The sequence below is a fragment of the uncultured Brevundimonas sp. genome (genome assembly GCF_963975535.1).
Lineage (GTDB): Bacteria > Pseudomonadota > Alphaproteobacteria > Caulobacterales > Caulobacteraceae > Brevundimonas.
The window spans coordinates 44,141-62,476 of the sequence record NZ_CAXBHE010000007.1 but is presented as its reverse complement, the minus strand read 5'-3'; the positions used below and the strand labels follow the sequence as shown (position 1 = coordinate 62,476).

The window sequence follows — 18,336 nt, the reverse complement described above, 5'->3', positions numbered from 1 at the left end:
GCCTCCTTGGATGGGGGATCCCCGCCGCCGGACGGACGGCGGGGATCGGGACTATTCCGCCGGGGCCGGCTCCATGGCCGGCAGGTCGGTGGGTTTGGGGCGCCGCCCCTCGGTGAGGCCCAGGACCAGCCGGCTCATGGCCGGCAGGACCAGCAAGGTCAGCAGTGTCGCGGTGACCAGTCCGCCGATGACCACCATGGCCAGGGGCTTCTGCACCTCGGCTCCGGTGCCGTGGGCCAGGGCCATGGGCACAAAGCCGATGGCGGGCACCAGGCCGGTCATGATCACCGGCCGCACCCGTTCCATACAGCCCTCGATGATGGAGCGGGAAAGCTCCATCCCGTCATCGAGCCGTTGCCGGATCGAGGACATGACCACCAGGCCGTTCAACACCGCCACCCCGGCCAGGCAGATGAAGCCCACCGCCGCCGACACCGAGAAGGAGATGCCGGTCAGGGCCAGGGCGAAGACGCCGCCCGCGAGGCCCAGGGGCACGGTCAGGAAGACCGCCACCGCCCGCCCGAAAGTGCCGACCGCGAGGAACAGCACCGCAAAGATGGCGAGGAAGCATATCGGCACCACCAGCGACAGGCGATCCGAGGCCGCCTTCAGGTTCTGGAACTGGCCGCCCCATTCGATCCAGGACCCCGCCGGCAGGGCGACCGTCTCGACCCTGGGCATGGCTTCCCTGACGAACGAGCCGACGTCGCGGCCGCGCACATTGGCCTGGACCACGACCCGCCGTTTGCCGTTCTCGCGGCTGATCTGGTTCAGACCCTCCGTGAAGTTGAACGACGCCACCTGACGCAAGGGCACGGAGCTGCGGGTTCGACCGTCCTGCTCCGGCAGCATGACCGGGATCGCGCCGATCGCGTCGAGATCATTGCGACTGGCGCCGGGCACCCTGACCACCACATCGAAGCGGCGGTCGCCCTCGAACAGCTGCCCGGCCTCGCGTCCGCCCATGGCGGCGGCGACCGTATCGGCGACATCCTCCACGGTCAGACCGAAGCGCGCGATAGCGGGTCGGTCAAAGGTCACATCCAGCGACGGCGCGCCGTCGGTCTGTTCGACCTTGACGTCGGCCGCGCCCGGCGTGGCGTTCAGCTGCGCCGCGACCTGGTTGGCGGTGGCGGTCAGCTTGTCGAGATCGTCGCCATAGATCTTGATGGCCACGTCGCCGCGAACGCCGGCGATCAGTTCGTTGAAGCGCAGCTCGATAGGCTGGCTGAGCTCATAGCCCTGCCCCACCTGGGCGTTGGCCGCGGCCTCCACCCGTTCGATCACGTCTTCCTTGTTGTCGACGCCCTCCGGCCATTGATCCTGGGGTTTCAGGATGATGAAGCCGTCAGAGATGTTGGGCGGCATCGGATCGGTGGCGACCTCGGCGGTGCCGGTCTTGGAGAACATGACCTCCACCTCGGGCAAGGCGGTCACCGCCCGCTCGACGCCGCGCTGCATCCGGATGGACTGCTCAACCGCCGTCGACGGCACGCGCTGGGAAGCCATCGCCAAATTGCGTTCATCAAGCGTCGGGATGAACTCCTGGCCGAGCATGGTGAAGATCACCCCCGCCACGGCGAACAGGGCCAGCCCGCCGCCGACGAAGGGCCAGGGGCGGGCCACGGCCCGGTGCAGAACGGGTTCGTATTTCGCCTTGATCCAGCGGATGACGAACACGTCCTTTTCGGAGACCTTGTTGCGCATCACCAGGGCGACCATGGCCGGGATGAAGGTGATGGACAGGATGAAGGCGGCGACCAGGGCCAGCATCAGGGTGATGGCCATCGGTGAGAAGGTCTTGCCTTCCACGCCCTGGAAGGTCAGCAGCGGCGCGAAGACCAGCAGGATGATGGCCTGGCCGTAGACCGTGGGCTTGATCATCTCCTGGGTGGCGATGGTGGTTTCCTCGAGCCGCTCACGCAGGCTGAGCAGACGGCCTTCGTGATGCTGGCGTTCGGACAGCCGTCTCAGACAGTTCTCGATGATGATGACGGAGCCGTCGACGATGAGGCCGAAATCGAGCGCGCCGAGGCTCATCAGATTTCCCGACACCCCGAGGTAGTTCATGCCGATGGCGGTCATGAAGAAGGAGATCGGGATGATCGCCACCGCGATCAAAGCGGCGCGGACGTTGCCGAGCAGCAGGAACAGGGCGATGGCGACCAGGATGGCGCCCTCGATCAGGTTGCGCTGGACGGTCGAGATGGTGGCGTTGACGAGTTTGGAGCGGTCCAGAACCGGGGTGACCTTGATTCCGGGCGGGAGGGATCGAACGGTCGCTTCCAGCTGTTCGCCGACGGAGCGCGCGACGGTACGGCTGTTCTCGCCGATCAACATCAGGGTGGTGCCGATCACGACCTCATGGCCGTTCATGGTCGCCCCGCCGGTCCGCAGATCGCCGCCGAGACGCACGGTGGCGATATCGCGAACGGCGACGGGAACGCCTCCGCGCGTGGCGACGATGGCCTCCTCGATCTGGCTGAGGCTGCGGATGCGCGCGTCGGCGCGCACCAGATAGGCTTCTCCCCCGCGCTCGACGAAATTGGCGCCGACCGAGAGGTTGGCGGCTTCCAGCCCTTGCGCCAGCTCGCTGTAGGAGACGCCGTACTGGGCCAGACGGGTCGCGTCGGGCTCGACGACATACTGTTTTTCGAACCCGCCGATGGAGTCGACGCCGGCGACGCCGTTCACCGTCCGCAGCTGTGGCGCGATGATCCAGTCCTGAACGGTCCTCAGATAGGCCGCGCGGGAGACGTCGTCGGTCAGCCGGTCACCCTCGGGCGTCAGGAACGACCCATCGGACTGCCAGCCCGGCTGACCGTTGCGCACGGTCGCGCCACGCCCGCCCGGGTTGGTGTAGTCGATGGCGTACATGAAGACTTCGCCCAGACCCGTGGTCACGGGTCCGATCTGCGGCTGAACGCCGTCGGGCAGGTTTTCCTGGGCCTGGACGAGGCGCTCACTGACCTGCTGGCGCGCGAAATACAGATCGACATTCTCGTCGAAGATCACCGTGACCTGGGAAAAGCCGTTGCGCGACAGGGATCGGGTCGATTTAAGGCCGGGGATGCCGGCCATGGCGGTCTCGACCGGGAAGGTGACGCGTTTCTCGATCTCGACGGGAGACAGCGAGGCGTCCTGGGTATTGATCTGGACCTGGTTGTTGGTGATGTCGGGCACGGCGTCGATCGGCAGTTGGGTCAACTGCCAGGCGCCGTAGGTGGAGACGACCAGCACGAGGGCGATGATGATCCATCGCGCCCGCACCGACAGGGCCATAAGGTTGGCGATCATGGCCTAGTGCTCCACTTCGCCGGCGCCCAGCGCGGCCTTCAGAAGGAAGGCGTTGCGGGTCGCCACCGTCTGGCCGGCCCTGAGGCCGGATGTGATCTGCGCCCGGCCGGCGCTGCGCTGGCCGACGATGACCGGCACGGCCGTAAAGCCGGAGGCGGACCGAACGAACACCACCTCCCGGCCTTCGACGGTCTGGATGGCTTCCTCGGGCACCGAAACGCCGTCGGGTGTCGCGGCGTCGCGCGTGTAGATTCGCACGGCGATCGCCTGGCCGGGTCGCAGGCCGCCGACCCCGGACACGTTGAGCAGGACGGTGGCGGCGCGGCTTTGCGCATCCACGCCCGGTGTGATCGATCGCACCGTGGCCTGGACCTCGCCTTCGGGCAGGCTGATGGACGCCCGGTCGCCCGGCGCAATCCGGTTCGCGTCATCGGCGGAGACCGAGGCCTGGATCTGGATTTCACTGGCGTTGGCGACCCGGAACAGTTCCGTCCCGGCGCTCACAAAGGCGCCAAGAGTCGCGTTGGAGGCAGTCACCCGGCCACTGATCGGGCTGACAACACCCGTGCTGCGGCCGTCCCGGGAGACCCGAGCGGCGGCGGCGGCGGATGAGGTCCGCCGCGCCTCCGCCTCGGCCTCCGCCAGGACGGTCTGGGCCGCTTCCAGATCCTGCCGGGCGGTGATCTGGGCGTCGAACAGGCGCTGCTCGCGGGCCAGGGCCTGCCGGGCCGCGGTCAGCCGGGCCTGGGCCGTCGCCCGTTCGGCGGCGATCGCGGAGGCCTCGCGGCTCTCGATAAGGGCGACGGTCTGGCCCGCGCGGACGCTGTCGCCGAGGCGAAGCGAGACGCCGGTGATCACCCCGTCGGCGCGGGCCGCCAGAACGGCCTCGCCCCTGGGCGTGCCCACGACGGTGCCCTGGGCCACGATCTCGGCGCTCAGCGAACCGCTGCCGACGGGCGCCAGGACGATGCCGGCCGCCTGGATGCGGGCGGCGTCCATTTCCAGGGCCTCGCCGGCGCCGTGGGACTCCTCAGCCCCGGCGGCGGCTTCCGGTGCGGCGTCCGCACCGCGGGTCATGCTCCAGACGGCGTAACCGCCGCCCAGAACCAGCACCGTCGCGGCCGCGCCCGCCAGGAGGCGTTGCTTGTTGGTCAATCTCTTCATCGGGCGGATCCTTCGGTTTCAGAGGCGCGGGTCAGGGCGGCGACGGCTTGCGCCCGCTCCAGCTCGGCGGTGATCATGGCGGCCTGAACGGTGTTGAGCGCCTCCTCGGCGTCCAGCACGTCCAGCAGGGTGAAGCGGCCGGCCGAGAAGCCTTCGCGTGCGATGCGCACAGCCTCGATCGCCTCGGGTTCGGCCTGGTTTTCAAGGAAGGCGAGTTGCGCCTCGGCCGTGCGAAGCGCGGCCTGGGCGTCACGCGTCCGCCGGATGGCGCCGGCGAGGGCGGCGTTGCGGCGAGCCTCGGCCCCGGTCCGTTCGGCGTTGGCCGCGGCGATATTGCCCTGGTTGCGGTCGAACAGACCAAGCGGCATCGAGGCGCCGAATACCAGGGCGGTATCGTCCGTTCCGCGGAACTGACGGGCGCCGACGCTGACCGTCACATCCGGGCGCGACAGGGTGCGCTCACGATCCACGACGGCGATCGAGGTGGCGACCTCCGCCTCGGCGAGCCGCACGTCGAGCGCGCTGGCCGGATCAATGACGGCGGCGGACACCGATGGCGTTTCCGGCGCAATCGGCTCGGGCAGGTCCTCGCTACCGCCCCAGAGCGCGGCGAGCGCCCGCTGGGCTTGCGCGTATTCGGCCTCGGCGGCCCGAACCCGGCCGACGGCTTCGAGAGCCGCCGTGCGCGCCCGCAGGGCTCGAAGCGGGGGCTCGCGGCCGGCGTCGACCAGCTCGGTGGCGATGGCCTGCAGGTTGTCGGCCCGCACGAACTGGTCACGGGCGAGAGCCACCCTTCGACTGTCGGCCCAGGCTTCAGCGTAGGCGTCACGGACCTGTTGCTGCAGATCGGCGCGAGCGACCGCCAGGCGCAGCCGGGCGGCGTCGACCTCGGCCTGGGCGGCGCGCTCACGCGCGGGCCGCTTGCCGCCGAGTTCGAACCTCTGGCCGACACTCAGTGTGCTCTCGACATCGTTTAGTCCGGAGAAGGCCCCCGTGCCGGAGAAATTCTCGACCGAAAGATCGAGCTCCGGATTCGGTCTGAATCCGGCCTGTCGGGCCCGACCGAGGGCTGCGGCGACGTCGGCCTCGGCGGCCGCCAACGCAGGCGATGAGGTCGCGGTGCGCGCCAGCGCCTCGGCCAGGGTGACGGGTTCGGCGAAGACTGGCCCTGGAGCCAGCATGGCCAGGATCGCCGCGAGGGTGATCGCGGCTCCGCCGGCCGCGGTGCGCGGCAGACGGCAATTTGAGGATAGCATAGTCCTGTTTCCCGGATGGTTGACGTGGAAGACGCGCGTGGGCGCGCGAACCCGTCAGCCTCTGGGAGGGCGGTCTGGTCCCGTCGGTTTGCGAGATGCGAGTCGATCGGTCGCAGGCAGTACCGAATCGCGACTGTTCATCGTCGGAGTCAGGATCTCGGGTGTCTGGTTGGTTGCCGCAGAACTGTGATGACAGTGGCCATGCGCGCAGATTGCGTGCTGGTCGGGCCGGTCATTGTCGTCGGGGTCGGCCGGCGCGTCGGCAAGTTGCTCTGAAGCATGTGCCGTGACCGCTTCAGGGGCGCAGGTGGCGGCCTCGGCGGCGGAGACCAGGACGAACAGGGCCAGGAACGACGCAAGCAGCGCCGCCATCCAACCGTGCCTGGCCGAGGAGTATCCCATGGCGCTCCATAACACGGTCTGACGCGTCCGCAATCGCACCATCGTCGCAGGCTTCTTGCGCCCGGATGGGGTGACAGGCCTTGCGGGCTTCACGTGGCGGCCCGCAGTTCGTGCCGCGATTGGCGAACAATCGACCAGGCCGATTGCAGGAAAACCACGGCGAGAACGGCGCCCGCGATCAGGTCGGGCCAGCGCGAGGCGGTCATCCAGACGAGACTTCCGGCCCCCGCGACCACGAGGCTTTGGATCAGGTCGTTACGCGTGCAGAGCCAGACGGAGCGGACATTGGCGTCGCCGTCGCGATAGCGCACGAGCAGGAGGGCGGCGAAGACATTGGCGAGGAAGCCGAACAGCCCCAGGCTCGTGATCACCAGACCCTCGGGAGCCGCGCCCGAAACCGCCCGCCAGATCGCGAACCCCAGGATGAACAGGGCGAGAAGCGCCAGGCTGGCACCTTTGGCGAGGGCCGCGACTGATCGCACCCGCACGGACCGGCCGATCGCCCACAGACTGATGACATAGGTCGCGCTGTCGGCGAGAAAATCCAGGGCATTGGCGCCGAGCGATGCGGAGCCCTGCGCGAAGGCGCCGCCCGCCACAGCCACAAAGGCGACGGCGTTGATGGCGATCACCGCCTGAAGGATGCGGCGATAGGCCGGCGAGGCACCGTCGAACTTGACCGTCGCGCCGCAGGAGCCGGCGGCGGGGTCAGGGTTGTCCTGGTTCAGAGGGTCGGTCATGGAGGCTCCAGTTCTCGTCCGACGATCCATGCATCCTCTAGCGGCTAGAGGATCAAGCACTTAGTTTCGAACCATGACCTCTTCCGTTGCCTCGCCCCTTCGATCCATCGGCAAGCTCGCCGCGGCCACCGGGGTCAAGGTCCCGACCATCCGGTTCTATGAACAGATCGGACTCCTTGCGCCGCCGCCCCGAACGGCAAGTGATCGTCGCCTCTATGACGACGCGGCCTTGAGCCGACTGTCGTTTATCCGGCATGCCCGGCAACTCGGGTTCGACCTCGACGCCATCCGGTCCCTGCTGGATCTGTCGGATCATCCGGATCGATCCTGCGGCGAGGCCAACACAATCGCCGAGCGTCACCTGACCGACGTTTCCGAGAAGATCGCCCGGTTGCAGGTGTTGAGGGCCGAACTCTCGCGCATGACCACCGAATGCTCGGGCGGTCGGATTTCAGCCTGCAAGGTGATCGAGGTCCTGCACGACCACACCCTCTGCGCGGAAGGACACAACGGTTCCGCCGGGGCCCGGCCCTTCACCCGGATCTCCTGAGTTCACAATTGCTAATGCGAGCCATTCACAGTAAGGCTCGCCGATGTATTCCATCCTCCGGTTGATCTTCCTGGCCTTCGCCCTGGTGGTGGCAGGCCAGGCCCAGGCCCAGACTTCAACGGCGTCGGAAGCCCAGATCGCCTGGCGTCTGCTCGACTATGTATCGGTCGACTACGCCGTCGCCGTCGACGACGGCAAGGTGGTCAACCCCGCCGAATACGGCGAGATGGTCGAGTTCGCCGGCCAGATCCGGACCCGGATCGACGGCCTGCCGCAGACCGGCGCCAAGGCCGCGCTCGTCCGCGATGCCGCCGCGCTGGAAGGCCGTATCCAGGCCAGGGCGGCGCCGGACGTCGTCGGTGCCGAGGCCAAGGCCCTCGCCGGGGCCCTGCTCGCCGCCTATCCAAGTCCGCTCGCCCCTTCCTTCCCGCCGGATCTTGCCAGGGGCGCGACGCTCTACAACGCCGAGTGCGCAGCCTGCCATGGTGTTTCCGGACGTGGTGACGGCGAGGCGGCGCAGGGGCTTGATCCGGCGCCGATCGCCTTTGCCGATGTCGAACGCGCCCGCCAGCGCAGCGTGTTCGGTCTCTACCAGGTAATCGATCAGGGTCTGGAGGGCACTTCCATGACCAGCTTCGCCCACCTACCGGCTGAGGATCGCTGGGCCCTTGCCTTCTATGTCGGCCGGTTCGCCTTCACCGACGCCGAGGCCGTCCAGGGCGAGCGACTCTGGGAGAGCGATGCGTCGATCCGGGCGGCGTTTCCCAACCTCGCGGCGGTCACCCAGGCGACGCCGGCAGATCTGACGGCGCGGATCGGCGAGAGCAAGGCCCGGGCGATCACCGCCTATCTTCGCCGCCATCCCGAGGCGGCGAACCAGAGCACGGACGGTACGCTCGTGCTGGCCCGCACCCGTCTCGCCGAAAGCCTGGCGGCCTACCGCCAGGGCGACCGCAAACAGGCCACCAATCTGGCGCTTTCCGCTTATCTCGACGGCTTCGAGCCGGTCGAGCCGGTGCTGGGGGCTCGTGACACCGCGCTGCTGCGCCGGATCGAAACGGCGATGACCGAGCTGCGGGCCGCCATCGGACGCGGCGCCCCGGAGGCGGAAGTCGCCTCCCGGACCGAGCGGGTGGCCGCCCTGCTCGACACCGCCGAACGGGCCCTGGCCCCCCAGGAAGTCGACAATGTCGCCAGCTTCCTCGGGGCCTTCACCATCCTGCTGCGCGAAGGGCTGGAGGCCCTGCTGATCGTCGTCGCCATGGTGGCCTTCCTGCGCAAGGCCGAACGTCCTGACATGCTGCGCTATGTCCACGGCGGCTGGACCTTCGCGCTGCTTGCCGGCGCAGCCACCTGGGCGGCGGCCACCTTCTTCATTTCCATCAGTGGCGCGAGCCGGGAACTCACCGAAGGCTTCGGCTCATTGCTGGCCGCAGTGGTGCTGGTGTCTGTCGGAATCTGGATGCACGGCAAGTCCCGCGCCGATGCCTGGCAGATCTATATCCGCGACAAGCTGACCACCGCCCTGTCCGGGCGCTCGGCCTGGTTCCTGTTCCTGCTGGCCTTCGTGGTGGTCTATCGCGAGGTGTTCGAGACCATCCTGTTCTTCGCCGCCATCTGGAGTCAGGGCGGCCATCTCGGCATGCTGGCCGGTGCCGGAGCAGCGCTCGTCTTGCTTGCGATCACGGCCCGGGCTCTTCTGGCCTGGAGCAAACGCCTGCCGATCGGCCGTTTCTTCTCGCTCAGCGCCATCCTGATGGCCGGGCTGTCGATCGTCCTGATCGGCAAGGGCGTCGCGGCCCTGCAGGAGGCCGGCTGGATCGACGTCCACCCCCTGTCCTGGGTCCCGCGCCTCGACATCCTTGGTGTCTATCCGACTATTGAAGGGGTCGTGGCCCAGTGTGCGACGATCGCCGTGCTGGTAATCGGTTTCGGTCGGACCACTGGTTCGTCCCGCGACAGAACCATCGCCCCCTCGGACTGACATGTTCACCCACTTCGATTTTTGTCGGGCGGGCGCGGCCCTGTTGGGGCCTGCTCCGACCATTCGCCAGACTTGGCGAGCGATCGACAGACTGCCTCAATACTCACCAAATTGGCGAAATCTGAGGATGCGCCAGTAAGTGCCATCACCCTGGGCGGGAGACGCGGCCCTTTCTGATCGTCAAGCGCATCGCCGTTTCAAATCCTCACCTGCTCGAACGTCACGTTGCCTTCTCTTGCAGACTTTGTCTGACACCTATATTGCGACGCGTTCTCATTCGCAGAAGGCCTCCGCCCATGATCCGCCCTGTCTTGCTCGCCTCGTGTTGCGCCATGGCGCTGGCCAGCCCGGTCATGGCTCAAGACATCACCCCGACCGAACTCGACGAGGTTGTCGTAACCGGTTCGCAGGTCAACCTGACCGCGCCCTATGCCGGGGGCCAGGTCGCACAAGGCGGGCGCGTCGGCCTGTTCGGTGCGCTGAACACCATGGACACCCCCTTCGCCACGACCAGCTACACCGAAGATCTCGCCCGCAACCAGCAGGCCCGCAGCGTCGGCGACGTGCTGCAGAACGATCCCGCCGTGCGGGTCTCCAAGGGCTTCGGCAACTTCCAGGAGCTGTACGTCATCCGCGGCTTCCCGGTTTACTCCGACGACATGACGTACAACGGCCTCTACGGCATCCTGCCGCGCCAGTTCGTGGCGGCGGAATTCCTTGAGCGGGTCGAGGTCTTCCACGGGGCGACGGCCTTCCTGAACGGTGCGGCCCCCGGTGGCAGCGGCGTCGGCGGGGCCTTCAACCTGACCCCCAAACGGGCCCCGAACACGCCGCTGAACCGGCTGACGGCGGGCGTGGACGGCGAGAGCGAAGTCTATCTGGCCGCCGACCTGGCGCGCCGCTTCGGTGCCGATGGCGACTGGGGCGGCCGCCTCAACATCGCCCGCCGCGACGGCGAGGCCGGTATCAAGGGGGAGGATCGCCAGCTAACCGCCATCGGCCTGGGGCTGGATCGCCGCGGCGACCGCGCCCGCTTCTCGGCCGACCTCGGATATCAGGATCACCACATCAATGCCCCGCGCCCGTCCGTGACCCCGGCCGGGGCCGTGCCGGCCGCGCCGTCAGCCGACGGCAACTACGCCCAGCCCTGGACCTATACCGACGAGGAACAGCTGTTCGGCGTCGCCCGCGGCGAGTTCGACCTCAGCGACCGGGTCTCGGCCTGGGCGGCCTTCGGCGGCCGCCAGGGTCGGGAGGCCAATGTGCTGGCCAACCCCACAGCCCAGCCGAACGGCACCCTCAGCGCCTACCGGTTCGACAATGCGCGCGAAGACATCGTCTGGTCGGGTGACGTCGGCATCCGCGCCGAACTGACCACCGGCCCGGTCAGCCACCGGCTCGTGGCCTCCGCCTCCCAGGTCCAGTCGAAATCGCGCAACGCCTACGCCTTCTCCAATTTCGGCGGCTTCGCCAGCGACCTGTACGCCCCGGTCACGGTCGCGCCTCCGGCCGCGAATTTCTTCACCGGCGGCGACCTGTCCAATCCGAACGTCACCGAACGCGTCGACAATGCCAGCCTCGCCCTGGCCGACATGATGGGCTTCATGGACGGCCGGCTGATCGTCACCGCCGGTGTCCGCTATCAGGAGATCGAGACCCGCTCCTATGACTACAACAGCGGCACCCTGGTCTCGGCCTATGCAGGCGACGCGGTCACTCCGGTGTTCGCCTTGGTCTACAGGCCGATCGACCAGATCTCCCTCTATGCCAACTATGCCGAGGCCCTGATCCCCGGCCAGATCGCCCCCGCCCTCAGCGGCGGCGTGCCGGTCACCAATGCCGGCGAGGCCCTCTCCCCCTTCCGCGGCGAACAGGTCGAGGTCGGCCTGAAATATGATCTCGGCCGGTTCGGCGGTAGCATCAGCCTGTTCCGCTCCACCCTCCCCAGCGCCTATGTCGACAACAACGTCTTCGCCGCCAACGGCGAACAGGAAAACAGCGGCGTCGAGATCGCCTTCTTCGGCGAACCGCGCGACGGCCTGCGCCTGCTGGGCGGCTGGACCTGGCTGGATGCCGAGATGACCCGCACCGCCGGCGGCACGCTGGACGGCAAACGCCCGATCGGCACGCCGGAGCTGCAGGGCAATCTCAACGTCGAATGGGACGTGCCGCAGTTGGCCGGGCTGACCCTCGAGGGTCGCCTCGTCTATACGGGCGAACAGCCGGTCAATGCCGCCAATACGGTCGAGCTGGACAGCTGGACCCGGTTCGACGCCGGCGTCCGCTATGCCGCCGACATCGCCGGTCGGCCGGTCACCCTGCGCGCCCGCATCGAAAACCTGGCGGATGAGGACCAATGGGTCGCCGTCGGCGGCTATCCCGGGGCCAACTATCTGACCCTGGGCGCGCCGCGGACCTTCAGGCTGTCGCTGTCGACAGACTTCTGAACCGGATGAAGACCCGCACCCTCCGCGCCTGGTCCTGGGTCCATAAATGGTCGAGCCTCGTCGCGACCGGCTTCCTGCTGATGCTCTGCATCACCGGCCTGCCGCTGGTTTTCAGCCACGAGTTGAACCACGTCCTTCTGGACGAGGTCTGGGCCCCCGCCGATCCGAACGGCGCGGGTCTGGACCTCGATCAGGTGCTGGCCGTGGCCCTGTCGCGCCATCCGGGGGATGTCCCCGCCTTCATGAGCTTCGACGAGGACCGGCCGGTAGTGAACGTCACCAGCCGCGCGCCCGACGCTCCCGCCGGCCAGTACAACTTCCAGCCCATCGACCAGACCAGCGGCGACGCGGCCCCACTGGTCGCCGGCCATCCGGTGCTGGAATTCCTGCTGCAGCTGCATACCGACATGTTCCTCGGCCTGGCCGGCATGCTGTTCCTCGGGGCCATGGGCCTGCTGCTGATCGTGGCGGTGGTGTCCGGGGTGGTGCTCTATGCCCCCTTCATGCGCCGCCTGCCGTTCGGCACCCTGCGGCTGGACAAGGCGGCCCGCACCCGCTGGCTGGACTGGCACAACCTGCTGGGCATCGTCACCGTGGCCTGGGTCCTGGTCGTCGGCACCACCGGGGTGGTCAACACCCTGGCGACGCCCATCCTCGCCTACTGGAAGGACACGGCCCTGGCGGAGCTGACCGCCGCCCATGACGCCCCCGCCGCCCCGGGCGAATGGGCCTCGCTGGACGCCGCCGTCGACCGGGCCAGGGCCGCCCTGCCCGGCCGCACCCTGCAGTTCGTCGCCTTCCCGGGTACCGAGTTTTCGACCGACCACCACTATGCCGTCTTCTTCCACGGCGACACGCCGCTGACGACCCATCTGACCACCCCGGCCCTGATCGACGTGCGGACCGGGGCCCTGGCCGCCGTGGCCCCGTCGCCCTGGTATGTGAAGGCCCTGTCCCTGTCCCAGCCGCTGCATTTCGGCGACTACGGCGGTCTGGGGCTAAAGATCGTCTGGGCCCTGCTGGACCTGGCCACCATCATCATCCTCGGCTCGGGCCTCTACCTGTGGCTGACCAAACGGCGGCGGGCGTCATGAGCCGGCGAGACCTCAGCCTCGGCACCATCTTCCGGATGCCGCTGGCCCTGACCTTGCTCAGCCTGACCGGTCTGGTGGGGGCCCTCCTCGCCGACGGTGTCTGGGATATGATCGGCACCGGACTGCTGGTTACGAGCTTCGGTGCAATCCTTTGGGCCCGCCTTGGCCACCGGACGTAGCAACGCGGCTGTTTCTCGTGCCTCGGCTTCGCGTCCAAAGCTGGATTTGGCATTCGGCCGCAAAGCGGACTTTGTGAATCGCCGCTACGAGTCAATGATGGTCATTGGCCGCCCTCCCCCGCCCCCGAAAACGCCGCTTTGATCAAAGGGCTGATTCATCAGGACGAAGCCGTCCGAGCATGGTGATCCCGGTTCGGCTCCGGCCCTCCGATGGCTCCAGACTCATGGGGAACGGGCCGGACAAGCCGGGAGCCGGCCCGTCCACCATTCTCGGAACGTCTGATCGTTTACCGAAAGCCTTTAACCCAGTCTTCCACCTGTGCGCTCGACCCAACTGCCGCGAGTTCAAGTCCGGCTTTTCCAAGGATGGACAGATGCGGACTGGCCGTGGCCGGATGGCTCGACAGGTCCATGCAGATCGACAGCACCGCCTCATGCAGTTCTCCTTTCTGACACAGGGCCAATGCCCTCGCCTTGGCTTCGTCGACATGCGTATCGGCACCAACCGACAAAGCCTCGCGCGTCGGCACGACGGCTTTCCCGGGCCTGACGAGGTGGTTCGCCCACAACTCCAGGGCCGTCCGCTTTTCCGGCACATAGGTGTGGCGGTCATACACACTCGTGACCGCCGCCCCTTCATTGGGCGTATGTCCGAGCACCAGCCCGACCACGAAGCGGCTGACGCCGTAACGCCCCGTGAGCGTCGTCGCGCCGGACCGTCTGACGTCGTGGGGTGAGCCCACCGCCAGTTTTCTGCGCGTGCAGGTCCGCGCGAACGCACGGGTGATGGCGTGCGGATCCAGATGCTGCCCCGGAGATCTGGCGGACGGGAACAGGTATGGACTGCCCGGATCAAGCGCCCAGGCCACCTCCAGGATCTCGAGCGCATCGGCCCCGAGGGGTACGACGTGCTGATGTCTGGCCTTGGCCCGCTCGGACGGGATCGTCCAGATTTTCGCGGCGCGGTCGAACTCGGTCTTGAGGGCCCCGGCGACCTCGGTGCGGCGGGTCAGGGTCAGCATCAACAGCTGGATCGCCAGTCCCATGACCGGCTCCAGTCGCGCATGGACGCCCGCCGTCTTCTCTCCCGGGGCGCGTGGCACCGACGCCTCCGACGCCGCGTCCCAGAGCGTTCCCAGGGCCGCGTCGTCAAACATCCGTTCACGCGGCGTCAGCGCCAGCGGCCGGGCCAGACCGAGCGCGGGATTGGCCTCGATCCGCTCCTCGAGTACCGCGAAGCCCAGAACGGCGTGAAGCAGGGAGCCAATCGACGCCACACTGGCGGCCGCCATGCCGGTCTCGGTCACCAGGGTCCGCATGAATATCTTGATGTCCGCGCGGCGGATCTCAGTGAACGGTCGTGACCCCAGCCGCGGTTGAATATGGTTACGCCAGGTCTGGCGTTCGTGGTTGAGGGTGACCTCTCGCTTGGGCCGGCGGCGTCCCCCGTGAAGTCCAACCGTCGCCGCCTGCCAATAGGCCTCGGCCAGCTCATCGAGGGTTTCGCCTGTTCGCGCCCGCTCGCGGGCCGCGGTCATCTCCGCGACGGGATCGCCACCGTCGACGACCGATATCCGCAATGCAGCGGCCTTCGATCGCGCCTTGGCGAGTGACAGATCCGGATAGGCCCCGAGGCAGAGACGCCGTCGCGTACCGTTGGTGGCGACATAGCGGAATTCGAACTGCTTCAGCCCGCCAGGAAAGACACGAACCCCGAGCCCGCGACTGTCGCCGACGGACATCTCGTAGACCTTTTCAGCGGCTTTCAGGCCCGCGATCTGGCGGTCCGTGCTAAGTTGAAGGCGGGCCACCACGCGCTCTCCTCGCGCCTGCGCTGCAAATCAAACGCCACCCAAACTAGCATTTTCTGGGGCGCCAGTGGGGCACCGAATGCAGAATTTCGCGAAAAAGCAAGAAAAACGCTGAAAAATTAAATGCCGGTTTTTCTGTGTCTTATCGAGTTATGCACAGCCATGAAATGTCCTGAAATTGCCTTTGAGGCGCTTCACACCGAGGGGGTCACAGGTTCAATCCCTGTCGCATCCACCATTTCCTTCCGAGGTCGGTCGGGCGCGCCGTCGCCGCCCCTCCCACAGCTTCACGGTGTCGCAGGACAGGGCGCGCGCTTTCGCGTATGCCGCAGCGCATGGACCGTAACATGCATTTCGCGCAGCTTCTGGCTGCCGCCGCCGCCCAGCCCGAGCCGCAACGGCTGCTGTTTGTCTTCGCCGGGGCCGAACTGCCCGACAGGGCCACGCCCGAGCAGGCGCGCCTGTTCCACGCCGGCAAGGGCGGGGCGCTGGCCCCGCTGATGTGCGTCGACAAGGCCCCGTCGGACCTCGCCGATTTCGCGGCCCTGGTGGCGGAGTCACAGCGTGCCGGTCCGCCCTGGAGCGTGGTGTTCGCCGCCAGCCTGTCGGGACGCGGCGGACTGGCCCCCGACAAGGGGCAGGTCGAGACGGCCCTGCAGATCATGGTCGAGGCCGTGCGCACCGGCCGGATCGGCGGCTACGCGGCCTACGGGCCCGAGGGCGCGTTTCTCGAACTCGCCTGACGCGCTGACGTCAGGGCCGGCGGCGCTGTCCGGGGCGGGTGCCGCCGCCATCCCGGTCGCGGGGCCTGTTCAGACCGAAGGGGGCCGCTCAACACCGGTCGACCGGTCGGGATCGACGAACCGCCACCGCTTCACCCGGTCCGCCAGCGGCATCCAGCCGGCGGCGATCACGGCGGTGACCAGGGCCGCGACCAGCAGGGTCGCGTCGGGCCGCGCCACCCCGAATACGGCGGCGAAGGCCGGGACGGTGAACACCCCGGTCAGCACAACGAGGATGATCGTCGCGATCAGCCAGTAGGCCCGCCGATACGGCGCGAACAGCCGCCCGGATCCGGCCGCATCGGCCAGGGCCAGGCCCAGGTTGCCGATCACCAGGGCGGCGAAGGCCGCGCCGCGGGCCATGGCTTCCGGCCAACCGCCCAGGGCCCAGACATAGAGGCCGAGCACCCCGATCAGGACGCCGAGCCCCTGCAGCGCCGCCCGCGCCAGCTGCGCCGGACCGAACAGGGGCTCGTCACGGCGGCGCGGCGGCCGACGCATCGCCGCCGCGTCATCGGGCTCGGCCTCGAACACCAGGGCACACAGGGGATCGATGGCCAGCTCCATCAGCACCACATGCATGGGAAACAGCAGCGACGCCAGGCCGAACAGGATCGGGCCGAGGGCCAGACCGGCGATCGGCACATGGATGGCGGTGATATAGATCAGGGCCCGGCGCAGGTTGGCGAAGATCCGGCGGCCCAGCCGCACCCCGCCGACAATGGAGGTAAAACTGTCGTCCAGCAGCACCAGGTCCGCCGCCTCGCGGGCCACGTCCGTGCCCTTCACCCCCATGGCGATACTGATATGGGCCGCCTCCAGCGCCGGGGCGTCATTGACCCCGTCGCCGGTCATGGCCACCACCTGACCGTCGGCCTTCAGGGCCTCGACGATGCGCAATTTCTGCGCCGGCTGGATGCGGGCACAGACCCGGACGGTGCGCAGCCGCGCCGCCAGTGCCTCGCGGGACAGGCCGGCGACCTCGGCGCCGCCCAACACCCCGGCCGTCGTGTCGAGTCCGGCCGCCCGGGCCGTCGCCAGGGCCGTGGCCGGATGATCGCCGGTGATCATCACCACGACGATCCCGGCCGCGCGGGCCTCGGCCAGGGCAGCGGGAACATCCGGCCGGAGCGGGTCGACGAAGCCGACCAGCCCCGCAAGGGTAAAGTCCAGCCCGGCCGGGTCCGCCGGGGCAATCGCCGCCACCGGGGCCGAGGCCACGGCCAGCACCCGCAGCCCGGCGGCGGCATAGCGTTCGACCACGGCCTGCAGGGGGGCGATCGCCGCGGCCTCGAGCCGGCACAGGGCGAAGATGGCCTCGGGGGCCCCCTTGGCCGCCGCCAGACCCGTCCCGTCCGGACGGGGCCAGGCCTGGATGACGGCCATCCGGTCCGGGCGCAGCGGCCAGATTCGATCCGGGGCGTCGCCGCCGAGACCGTCCGCCCCGCCCCGGATGTCCGCGGCCAGGGCGCGAACAGCGCGGTCCATCGGATCGACCGGGCGCACCGCCGAGGCCAGGGCCGCCAGCCGGACCAGGGCGGCGGCGGGATCGCCGGCCGGCATCGGGCCCGGGATCACCGTATCGGTGCCGGCGGCCCACAGACGCGACACCTGCATCCGGTTCTCGGTCAGGGTGCCCGTCTTGTCGACACACAGGACGGTGGCCCCGCCCAGGGTCTCGATCACCGCGCCGCGCCGCGCCAGCACCTGGCGGCGCGCCAGCCGCCAGCCGCCCAGGGCGAGAAAGACGACGAGGACCATCGGCACCTCTTCGGGAATCAGGGCGATCGCCAGGGTGATTCCGGCCAGAATTCCGCTGATCCAGTCCCCCCGGACCAGGCCATAGGCCAGGGTCACGATCAGGCAGAAACCGAGGGCCAGACCGCCCAGCAGCCCCACCAGACGGCCCGCCGCCTGCTGCAACGGGGTCGGGGTCCGGACGATCCCCGCCAGCGACGCCCCGATCCGGCCGAGCGCCGAGCCGGCCCCGGTCCGGGTCACCCGGGCAACCCCCTGGCCGCGCACCACCAGGGTTCCCGAAAACAGCCAGGGTCCGGTCTGTGCCCCCGGCTCCGGATCCTCACCCGCGGGCGGCCCGGCATCGGCGGGAGGTTTCGACACCGCGGCCGACTCCCCGGTCAGCGTCGACTCGTCGACGGCCAGGACGTCGCCGCCGATCAGCCAGGCGTCGGCCGGGACCCGGTCGCCCTCGCCGATCAGCAGCAGATCGCCCGGCACCAGGTCACGCGCCGGAATCGTGCCCTCACGGCCCGCGCGGATCACCCGCGCCAGCGGTTGCCCGAGGGCCTGCAGGGCCTGAAGGGCGCGCTCGCTGCGGGACTCCTGGGCCACCACCAGGCCGATCGAGGCCAGGGCCCCGGCCACCAGGAACAGGCCCTCGCCCAGGTCTCCGAGCAGCAGATACAGAACGGCGGCCCCGACCAGCAGCAGGAACATCGGCTCGCGCAGGGTTTCGCCGGCGATGCGCAGCACGCCACGCCGGGCCTTCGCCGGCAGGGCATTGGGACCGGCCGCGATCAGCCGCCGCGCCGCCTCGGCCTCATCCAGTCCGCGCAGGCTGTCCAGGGTCATTCACGCCGCCGAAACCGGTCAGGCCCGGCCATCCGGTC

13 protein-coding genes are annotated in these 18,336 nt (G+C 68.7%); 6 read left to right on the top strand and 7 right to left on the bottom strand.

What is annotated here, in order from left to right; translation table 11 throughout:
* Positions 1-51 precede the first annotated feature (51 nt).
* The 5 genes from AACZ75_RS11070 to AACZ75_RS11050 all read right to left on the bottom strand — a co-directional run bounded on the left by AACZ75_RS11070 (position 52) and on the right by AACZ75_RS11050 (position 6,859).
* Positions 52-3,297, bottom strand: coding sequence for a CusA/CzcA family heavy metal efflux RND transporter (locus AACZ75_RS11070; protein WP_339872915.1), 3,246 nt, complete (start codon positions 3,295-3,297; stop codon positions 52-54).
* Between the two features lie 3 nt (positions 3,298-3,300).
* Complete coding sequence (locus tag AACZ75_RS11065) at positions 3,301-4,461, bottom strand: efflux RND transporter periplasmic adaptor subunit (RefSeq protein ID WP_339872914.1); 1,161 nt, start codon at positions 4,459-4,461, stop codon at positions 3,301-3,303.
* Positions 4,458-5,717 carry a TolC family protein gene (locus AACZ75_RS11060; protein ID WP_339872913.1) on the bottom strand — a complete coding sequence of 420 codons (1,260 nt, stop codon included), beginning with the start codon at positions 5,715-5,717 and terminating at the stop codon, positions 4,458-4,460. The genes AACZ75_RS11065 and AACZ75_RS11060 overlap by 4 nt, the downstream gene beginning before the upstream one ends.
* A gap of 54 nt (positions 5,718-5,771) precedes the next feature.
* The gene (locus AACZ75_RS11055) at positions 5,772-6,089 is read right to left on the bottom strand and encodes a hypothetical protein (RefSeq protein ID WP_339872912.1); all 318 of its coding nucleotides are present in this window, start codon (positions 6,087-6,089) and stop codon (positions 5,772-5,774) included.
* Between the two features lie 119 nt (positions 6,090-6,208).
* Positions 6,209-6,859, bottom strand: a complete 651-nt coding sequence (locus AACZ75_RS11050; protein WP_339872911.1) for a cation transporter — start codon at positions 6,857-6,859, stop codon at positions 6,209-6,211.
* 73 nt (positions 6,860-6,932) lie between these two features.
* On the opposite strand from AACZ75_RS11050, the gene AACZ75_RS11045 reads away from it, so the two are divergent.
* From AACZ75_RS11045 to AACZ75_RS11025, 5 genes are all read left to right on the top strand, one after another.
* Positions 6,933-7,409 (top strand): helix-turn-helix domain-containing protein, encoded by a 477-nt coding sequence (locus AACZ75_RS11045; RefSeq protein WP_339872910.1) that lies wholly within the window; start codon positions 6,933-6,935, stop codon positions 7,407-7,409.
* A gap of 43 nt (positions 7,410-7,452) precedes the next feature.
* The gene (locus AACZ75_RS11040) at positions 7,453-9,393 is read left to right on the top strand and encodes a cytochrome c/FTR1 family iron permease (RefSeq protein ID WP_339872909.1); all 1,941 of its coding nucleotides are present in this window, start codon (positions 7,453-7,455) and stop codon (positions 9,391-9,393) included.
* Positions 9,394-9,689: 296 nt separating this feature from the next.
* Entirely contained in the window at positions 9,690-11,840 is a 2,151-nt protein-coding gene (locus AACZ75_RS11035; protein ID WP_339872908.1) for a TonB-dependent siderophore receptor, read from the top strand.
* On the top strand, positions 11,750-12,934 hold the full coding sequence (locus tag AACZ75_RS11030; protein WP_339872907.1) for a PepSY domain-containing protein: 1,185 nt from the start codon (positions 11,750-11,752) through the stop codon (positions 12,932-12,934). The genes AACZ75_RS11035 and AACZ75_RS11030 overlap by 91 nt, the downstream gene beginning before the upstream one ends.
* On the top strand, positions 12,931-13,113 hold the full coding sequence (locus AACZ75_RS11025; protein WP_339872906.1) for a hypothetical protein: 183 nt from the start codon (positions 12,931-12,933) through the stop codon (positions 13,111-13,113). Before AACZ75_RS11030 ends, AACZ75_RS11025 begins: the two co-directional genes overlap by 4 nt.
* A gap of 287 nt (positions 13,114-13,400) precedes the next feature.
* Here AACZ75_RS11025 and AACZ75_RS11020 read toward each other — a convergent pair whose 3' ends face one another.
* Positions 13,401-14,924: an integrase arm-type DNA-binding domain-containing protein gene (locus AACZ75_RS11020; protein ID WP_339872905.1), complete on the bottom strand. Its 1,524-nt coding sequence runs from the start codon at positions 14,922-14,924 to the stop codon at positions 13,401-13,403.
* A 347-nt stretch (positions 14,925-15,271) separates the two neighbouring features.
* Between AACZ75_RS11020 and AACZ75_RS11015 the strand changes: the two genes are divergently transcribed.
* Entirely contained in the window at positions 15,272-15,667 is a 396-nt protein-coding gene (locus AACZ75_RS11015; RefSeq protein WP_339872904.1) for a ribonucleotide reductase subunit alpha, read from the top strand.
* A gap of 69 nt (positions 15,668-15,736) precedes the next feature.
* On the opposite strand, the gene AACZ75_RS11010 is transcribed toward AACZ75_RS11015, so the two are convergent.
* Positions 15,737-18,298, bottom strand: a complete 2,562-nt coding sequence (locus AACZ75_RS11010; protein ID WP_339872903.1) for a cation-translocating P-type ATPase — start codon at positions 18,296-18,298, stop codon at positions 15,737-15,739.
* Positions 18,299-18,336 lie beyond the last annotated feature (38 nt).